Source organism: Sedimentitalea todarodis (genome assembly GCF_032595355.1).
GTDB lineage: Bacteria > Pseudomonadota > Alphaproteobacteria > Rhodobacterales > Rhodobacteraceae > Sedimentitalea > Sedimentitalea todarodis.
Map to the genome: position 1 here is coordinate 1 of NZ_JASMWN010000056.1, position 7,202 is coordinate 7,202.

At 54.4% G+C, this 7,202-nt stretch carries 9 protein-coding genes and 1 pseudogene; 1 reads left to right on the forward strand and 9 read right to left on the reverse strand.

Going from position 1 to position 7,202, the window contains the following annotated elements:
• Positions 1-114 precede the first annotated feature (114 nt).
• The 3 genes and pseudogenes from QO231_RS25575 to QO231_RS25585 form a co-directional block, all read right to left on the reverse strand.
• A pseudogene (locus QO231_RS25575) lies at positions 115-817 on the reverse strand (IS5 family transposase); the annotation flags it as partial.
• Between the two features lie 122 nt (positions 818-939).
• Positions 940-1,233, reverse strand: a complete 294-nt coding sequence (locus QO231_RS25580; RefSeq protein ID WP_316783006.1) for a BrnA antitoxin family protein — start codon at positions 1,231-1,233, stop codon at positions 940-942.
• Positions 1,220-1,522, reverse strand: coding sequence for a BrnT family toxin (locus tag QO231_RS25585; RefSeq protein ID WP_316783009.1), 303 nt, complete (start codon positions 1,520-1,522; stop codon positions 1,220-1,222). The genes QO231_RS25580 and QO231_RS25585 overlap by 14 nt, the downstream gene beginning before the upstream one ends.
• A gap of 112 nt (positions 1,523-1,634) precedes the next feature.
• Here QO231_RS25585 and QO231_RS25590 point away from each other — a divergent pair, with 112 nt between their 5' ends.
• On the forward strand, positions 1,635-2,027 hold the full coding sequence (locus tag QO231_RS25590; protein ID WP_316783011.1) for a hypothetical protein: 393 nt from the start codon (positions 1,635-1,637) through the stop codon (positions 2,025-2,027).
• Positions 2,028-2,064: 37 nt separating this feature from the next.
• On the opposite strand, the gene QO231_RS25595 is transcribed toward QO231_RS25590, so the two are convergent.
• From QO231_RS25595 to QO231_RS25620, 6 genes are all read right to left on the reverse strand, one after another.
• Positions 2,065-2,319 (reverse strand): hypothetical protein, encoded by a 255-nt coding sequence (locus QO231_RS25595; RefSeq protein ID WP_316783013.1) that lies wholly within the window; start codon positions 2,317-2,319, stop codon positions 2,065-2,067.
• Positions 2,319-2,960 (reverse strand): ParA family protein, encoded by a 642-nt coding sequence (locus QO231_RS25600; RefSeq protein ID WP_316783016.1) that lies wholly within the window; start codon positions 2,958-2,960, stop codon positions 2,319-2,321. Before QO231_RS25600 ends, QO231_RS25595 begins: the two co-directional genes overlap by 1 nt.
• A gap of 144 nt (positions 2,961-3,104) precedes the next feature.
• A complete protein-coding gene (locus QO231_RS25605; protein WP_316783019.1) occupies positions 3,105-4,166 on the reverse strand; it encodes a replication initiator protein A in 1,062 nt (353 codons plus the stop codon).
• A gap of 338 nt (positions 4,167-4,504) precedes the next feature.
• Complete coding sequence (locus tag QO231_RS25610; protein WP_316783021.1) at positions 4,505-4,768, reverse strand: hypothetical protein; 264 nt, start codon at positions 4,766-4,768, stop codon at positions 4,505-4,507.
• A gap of 464 nt (positions 4,769-5,232) precedes the next feature.
• Positions 5,233-5,598, reverse strand: a complete 366-nt coding sequence (locus QO231_RS25615; protein ID WP_316783024.1) for a DUF1304 family protein — start codon at positions 5,596-5,598, stop codon at positions 5,233-5,235.
• A 4-nt stretch (positions 5,599-5,602) separates the two neighbouring features.
• Positions 5,603-6,946: a helix-turn-helix transcriptional regulator gene (locus QO231_RS25620; RefSeq protein ID WP_316783027.1), complete on the reverse strand. Its 1,344-nt coding sequence runs from the start codon at positions 6,944-6,946 to the stop codon at positions 5,603-5,605.
• Positions 6,947-7,202 lie beyond the last annotated feature (256 nt).

Sequence of the window (7,202 nt, forward strand, 5' to 3'; positions counted from 1 at the left end):
GACCACGGCCAACACGAGGACGTTGACATCGGATTTGCCAATCTTCCAGTTGGTTCGATCAAGACACAGGTACCAACGATCAGGATTGCCGATCAGCGCCATGACGATGCCAACACTCCAACCCTTGAGCCGGCGCAGCGCCTTGCGCATTCTCTTGAATTGCCGGGCATGGGCATAGCGCCCGACCTGACCAGCCAGACGAGGCCCGAGACGGTTGTAATTCTGGCGAAGCGCGATCCCGGCCTCCCGGGCCAACCTGACCAGCTTGCGCCGGGCGGTTTCATACAGCCGAGCATCCGTTGGATGGGCGATATTCTTTTCCATCACGGTGGTATCAACGGTGACCCGCTTAAGGTCGTTACCTTTCACCACACCAGCGCGTTGCCCGGCCTCGATGGTCTGCGTCAGCATCCATTCGACACCTTCCTCACCAATCCGTTGGCGCCATCCATTGCCGGCAGGCGAATGTGCACATTCGCCGAGAGCGCGTCATGGATGACGGATCAAGCGGCAGTCGCTGTTGAAAGAACGTCTCGCCGCAGAAATGCTGCCAATACGGGTTCTCGGCCCATCGCGCCACCACTGCTTCGTCCGAGAGCGCATAGGCATGTTGAAGATAAAGTAGGCCGGCAACCAGGCGCGTCATGGTCGCCGGGCGGCCGGTGTAGGACGGAAAGAACCCCGCCCATTCACGCTCGAAGACATCCCAGTCAATCAGGGTTCCTAGCTTCACCAATTCGTGGCGCATGTCGATCATCTCGACCAATCGGGAACGCAGGAGATCGTCTTGTTCCGGAGGTGGCTTTCGTGGCTTCATTTTACGGCTCAAAATTGCAGAGTTCCTGCCCCCATAATACCAAACCCTGCACTTTCCGCTCAACAAAATCGTACTGTTATCAAATAAAAACCGATAGATATGAGTTGTTCAGGACGGACCAATTACTTCGCGTTCAGCATTGCTTGTCGCAGGATTGCGTTCATCCGGGACTGATAGCCTTTGCCACCAGCCTTGAGCCAGGCCAAGACATCAGCGTCTAGGCGTGCTGTGATCTGCTTCTTCAATGGGCGGTAATGCTCAGGCCGATGCATTTCAGCAAGCTGCGCATCCGTCAGCCCGGGAATGTCGCTCGTGTCGATCTGATCATCCGGCATTGCCGCCAGTCGCTTGAGGTCGTCTTTCTGTGCTTCCGTCAAAGGCGGGAGCGTATCGAGTGTGTGCTTAACCATTTTCATATCGCTTCCTTTCTCTACGTGTTGCGGGACGAGCAGAGATAATGCGGATCACCTCAACTGTTTCGTCCGTTGGTCCCTCTTCTATGAATGTGTGAGCCACCAGGACGACCGCTAAGCCGTCGATCTGGCCAACCGTCTGCCAGCGCGGTTCGCCATTCTCGATGCGGTCCTGCATTGAGAGGTGCAGCGGATCGAGGAACACACGGGCTGCAATCTCAAAGCTGAGGCCATGCTTCCGCTGGTTGGAGAGGTTCTTGTCCTCGTCCCATATGAATATGGGTGACGTCATAGAACAAATATAACGACAAAAATGTAATTATTCAACTAAGCGCTTCTCAACAAAGAACGGCTCCCCTACCCTAAAGCCACAAGCAACGGCATGACGACCTGGAGGGTAAAATATGACGTTCAATCCAGCACAGCATGGATTTTTCGAGCTGGATTTCGCGTTTCCCGGAGGAGTGGCCGTCTATGAGCTTGATCTTCAAGGCGTGGATCAGAACCAACATGATACGATGCGATTGAACTGCTATCTGTCTCAAGACGGTGATTTTGTGACGGTCTGGTATGGGTTACTCGATGCCCACATGACAGAAATAAGTCTCGGTTTCGCAGACGATCCAACTTTAGATTTCAATGAGCAGTACGAAGAAACCCTGTTTCGTGGCTACATCGCCGACAACGAAACGGGCGTGATCATCCTTAAGGCGTTGAGATTAGATTATCAAACACCCAATATCCTCGTCATGCCTGAGAAAGGCCGATTGGAATGTCACCTGTTGAAGGCGAGTTGATAGTCGGTCAGCTTTACCGTGCTAGTTTCCTAGGAAGCTAGATCTTTCCATGCTTTTCTTCAAGAAGGCTCAGCGCTTCCGCCAAGAGGTCAGGCACTTTGCGACGGGTTCGGATGGCAAGTATCTCATACCCGTCAGCGACGCGCCGCGTGACGCGCTTGTTGAATTGTACCTTCTCATCCTCAGCCACGTGATCGAACTTAGCAACTTCGGCGGGTTTTTGACGCTCAGTGCCCCCTGCCCCACTCAGGCGGCGACGCGGCGGCTCTGCAATTTGGAGACCCTTGGACATCACGCGGCCTCCTTCATGCCTGGCAGGCGGTTCATGATCGCTTGAGCAACCGCAATCGCTTTTTCCTGAACCTTCGGGAACGGCACTTCCGATGCAGATCGCCCTTCTCCGTGTCCCTGTCGGATAGAAGCCAGCTCCGGGAAAATCGGATCAAGCACATTCACTCGTGCCTTGGCGAGATAAGAGCGTGCGGCGCGATCTTCGGACTCGGACCCTTTGGCTCGACAGAAACAGAAGAAAATCCGATCCGAAGGCACCCCATTATCCTCCAACTCGTAAGCCGCTTCGATCTGCGGCTCCATGTCATCGAGGCTGTAGCCGGTCGGCATGAGGACGAGGTCGCTGTTTTGCGCCATGATGCGGCCTCCCTGCTCGGCATGGGCCGGTCCGTCGAGGATCATGAGGTCGAAGCGTTCGGCCTCCTTGATTGCACGATCAACGGTTCGATACTTTTCGACCGCAACTTCTGGGTGAAGCCCGGACTGATCGCGCCGTGCTTTCCATTTGGTCGAAGTACCCTGGGCCGGGTCGAGATCGGCGATCTTCACAGTCCAACCCGCGCGAGCCACTTCAACTGCTAGAAGCCTAGCGAGGGCACTCTTGCCGACGCCGCCTTTCTGGGAAATTAGGGAGATGATCACTGCTGCCTCCTATTTTTCTATTATCATTAGATCCTAGGGTGTGAGGAAAATAGAATACGAGCAAGCTAGGCTTCGCGGAATGCAGGAATTTAGGTTTCGAGAGTTGCAAATTTGCAGATAGCTAGGCCGCTATGATCCTAGCATTTAGGGTTGGCCGCGCTTCTCAAACCACTTGGCGCAGAATCCGGCGAAGGCCTTGTCAGGGTCGCGCGGCGCATCAAGGCCACCATCGGCCATCCAACTTCGCCAAACTTGCTCCAGATAATGAACGTCCCAGCCTGGCGCGGCGGCGCGAGCCCGTTCATGCGCGCCAAAACCGAGCCTGATTGTATTGTCCACGACATCACTGACGCGCGCATCCATTGTGCCCCGGTTCTCGAAGACGACCATCTCACCGTCCAGTCGGATCGCGTAATCGGGCATGTGATGATGCGCTTCGTCCTGTTCGATGATTGCACCGATCAGCCGACGGAACTCGCGCGTCGTCGAAGTCGATCCGCATTTCCTTTGAAGGGCGGGGAGACCGACGCGCCACTGAGTTTGCCGCCCACAATGCTTGCGGGCCAGCTCATACAAGCGGCGCTCCAATGGCTTGCGCAGCCGGAAGTAGTTGCGATGCAGGGTCAAGACTTCTTGAGCTCGGATCGCATTGAATACCCAGTCCGACAGCTCGATCTCGATCTCCTGCATTCGGCCGTCACGGGTTTCCCTTACAATCCGGGCACGGTCGATGATGCTGAATATGTCAAGCTGTTCCGTGCCCCCGGTGCTGATGTTCGTCTCGATCTGAGTGCCCTGAAGACGGACAAGCGCCGCACGCAGAGCTTTATAGCCACGTCCATCGGTCACGCGGTTCGTGGCCTTGAGCATATCGTAAGCCTTGAGCCGCACCACCCGCTGCACCTGTCGCCCCTCATTGAGGGCAGCGATGACCTGGCTGATGCAATAAATCAGGACATCGCGATCATGGATCGTGGCAAGACCATCGGAAGAGGGGCGAACCTCGACATAGTTCTTGCCGCTTTCATCCTCGTAGCGGCGGGGCTGATGGTCAGGCTTGGTTGAGAGCGAGAAAATCGGGTGCGCCATCGACGCCATATCGCCCTTGGGCGCAGCATCAAAGATATCGCATACGAAAAAATCCTTCTGATCCTGGCGATCGGGAAGGAGAGGGGATCGGCTGTCTTTCGTGATTTCACACACCATGCAGCGACTTTCGTGATTTCACACACGGTCGTCAAGAGATTCGTGATTTCACACACGCTGATGCATCTTTCGTGACTCTACACACGCTCTTTCGTGACTCTACACACGCTCTTTCGTGACTCTACACACGGGGGTGCCAAAAAAGACCCTTACAATCATAGGATTGCGCGACGTTTTTTGAACGTAACACAGAATCTAACACATATATAACACCCGGATTTTCTCTGGACGCGCTCAAGGAGCACTGTTTCGCTTGTCGGCTCCCCTCTGAATTGCAGAAAAAATCAGAAAGGGCAGGGCAGCAAGCTACAGACAGTGCCTTCTACAACCCTTCCGCTTCACTCCCTGACGATGACACAGAACGTCGTTGTCTTATCCGGATCGATATTTGGCCTGAACTCAGCTCCGATGAGGCTGCACGGCCATTGCCAGTCCTGGGGCAGGGCGGGGATGACAAAGCTGGCGAAGAGGAAAGCCGCGATCAAAGCGGCTGAGAAGACCAGAGGCAGGCCCAGAGCCGCTGCGCGGGTGATCTGCCGTCTACGGGCGTCATAGGCCTCCACGGTGCGCTTGAGCGCCTCCAGGGCGGTCTGTGAGGCCATGGCACCCTCTCGAGCCCCTTTGCCTGCCGCCACCTCTGTGGCCGCGCTCAGACGGCCCACACCCCGCGCCGTGCTGGTGTCAATCTGCTGCGGAATGTCCTTGAGCTGGTCATCGGTGAATTTGAACCATTCGATCGTCGCTCGCCTGGATCGCAGCCCTGATCTTCGGCGTCGTCGTCGCCTGCTTATGAAGTTGGATCAGCATTCTCGTCCTCCGTTCCGAACCTCACCCAAGATCGATCTTGCCATGAAAAGGGCAGAGCGCCGAGGGTCAATGTGATCGTCCGGGATGGAACACACAGGCTAACCCTGAAACGATCGAAAACCGAGGGAGTCGTGTAGTGTGGCGCGGGATGGAGCGATGCGTTTCTTCTAAGCCTTCTCAATCAGTTAGTCACATCATGAGACAAACGCGATTGCCCTGACCCGGAGTCGACCCTTATCAGGTCAGACGGTCGGCATGATTATGCGAGTGACGCTAATAGTAACAAAGAAATTGCTGCAGGTATTAAGCGGCCCAATAGTATGACCATGCTTTTCGTGCCAAGGTACCCTACAATTGCCGTGAACACGATCAGCGCCATTACCGCCAGTTGGACATCATAGAGAACGTTTTCGGGTAGGCGAAAACTCAAGCCAAGTCCTATTGCGATACTTAAATTGTAGGAGGCAAAACTCCTTCCTACTGTCGTGGTCTGAGCCACAGCACCAGCATCCTCAATTTTCAGCAACCGTTTTGCAACAAATGGCCAAAAGAAAGCCTGCATAACCGCAAAGATTACGTGACCCACGATCACAATTCCGACCATGATCTGTGAAAAAACATCCATACTACTATTCCTTCTTGGGCGCGTCATCGCGCAAAAATTGAGTTCCGAAACGCATCATCGCACGCACAAATTGGGTGCGGTTGGCACAGCCAGACTTTGAAAGTATCGCCTTGATTTGAACGTTGATGGTCGCGACCGCACGCTCGCGTCGGTCGGCGATTTCAGGGTTCGTCAGCCCTTGGGCAATCGGCTCGACAAGGGCCGTTTCAGTATTCGTCAATCCAAAAGCCGCGCCGACGCGCTCTACATTGCAGAGCATTGGAAGGCTGGTGTCGGTCGAGCAGATCAGAAAGCCATCAAAGGTGGCGCTTCCCATCTCTGAAGCATTATGCAACGGCGAGACTTCGACGCAGAGAGCATCGGTAGGGTTGCTCAATATGCTTTCCTTCCGCGGTCTCGCCCCAAACTGGCCGTGACGTGTCGCATGTTCCATCAGGTCTGACAGACGTTTGTTGGCATTGGCGCTACCGAGCAACAAACGCCCATCCGCCCCAACACGAAGGCTGCGATATGCCTCTTGTTGCCGTTGAAATTCTTCGTTGCGGGCCACGATCAAGCCACGTTGATCGAGAACGCACAACCCAATCGTCAGCTGATCCATCGCAGATAGAACAGCCTTGTAACGTTGGTGAAGTTGCCGAAATGGGATCGACAAATCCAAGGCTTTAGCGAGGTGTGGTAGTTGCGGACTTAGAAAGGATCGCTCTTGATCGGAAAGCTGGGGTCGACCCGCCCCGAGTTGCAACGAGAAAAGAGAAATCCACCGATTGTCTTTGTTCATGACCCCGGCAGCACGATGGAAGATGCCGATGGATTCCAGGAACTTCACGTGCTCACTACGGCGCAGTTCTTCTGACGTTGATGCAATCAAGGTGTCATCCAATAGCTCGACGGCGTCATAATCAGCAGTATGCTTGCGGACGATGTCCTGATCGCGCTCCTCGAGATGAGCGCATTTGTCGAGATAGAGCGAAAGCAGACTGGCCGGATAGCGGCCCGAATGTAGAGGAGCGGTTAGATGGCGGCTTCCCCCGGTCTCATTCCACTCGAAGACAATACTCCCGTGTGCCTTCGTACGGTCAACGACCTCATCGAGAACAGGCTGCCAGGCTATTGGGTCCGCGACAGCGTCATAGATCTTCAAAGTGAAATCGAGATCTTGTGTGTTCATCCGCCCTAACCACCAACTATTTGGAACATGATAGACGCCAACTTTTTGCACTGCATAGCCCAAATGGATGATGCCATTCGCGCGGCAATGATTCACGGTCACATGAAATTGGACGCAGCGTGATGCGTATGGCATTAAAAGCTGAATAATCGAACCCCGTTCGTAGCGCTGTGACATGATCTCGAAGAGTGGCGCGCAACCTGAGGATATGTTTGGCGAAGCCAAGGCCAAGGCTATCGAAGGATGCTTCCTCAAGCATTTTATGATAACCTAAGTGTATTCAACGGTCGTACAGTTTTAATCCCACCTGAGCAAAATTTGGCTCAGTTAGTGGCTGGGCTGTTTTGAAAGAGGACGTATTCATGAAACTAGGCAAGCTTGCTCGTAATTTGCTCAGCAACAGCGCACCAACTCTTTTGGCGGCTCTGGCATT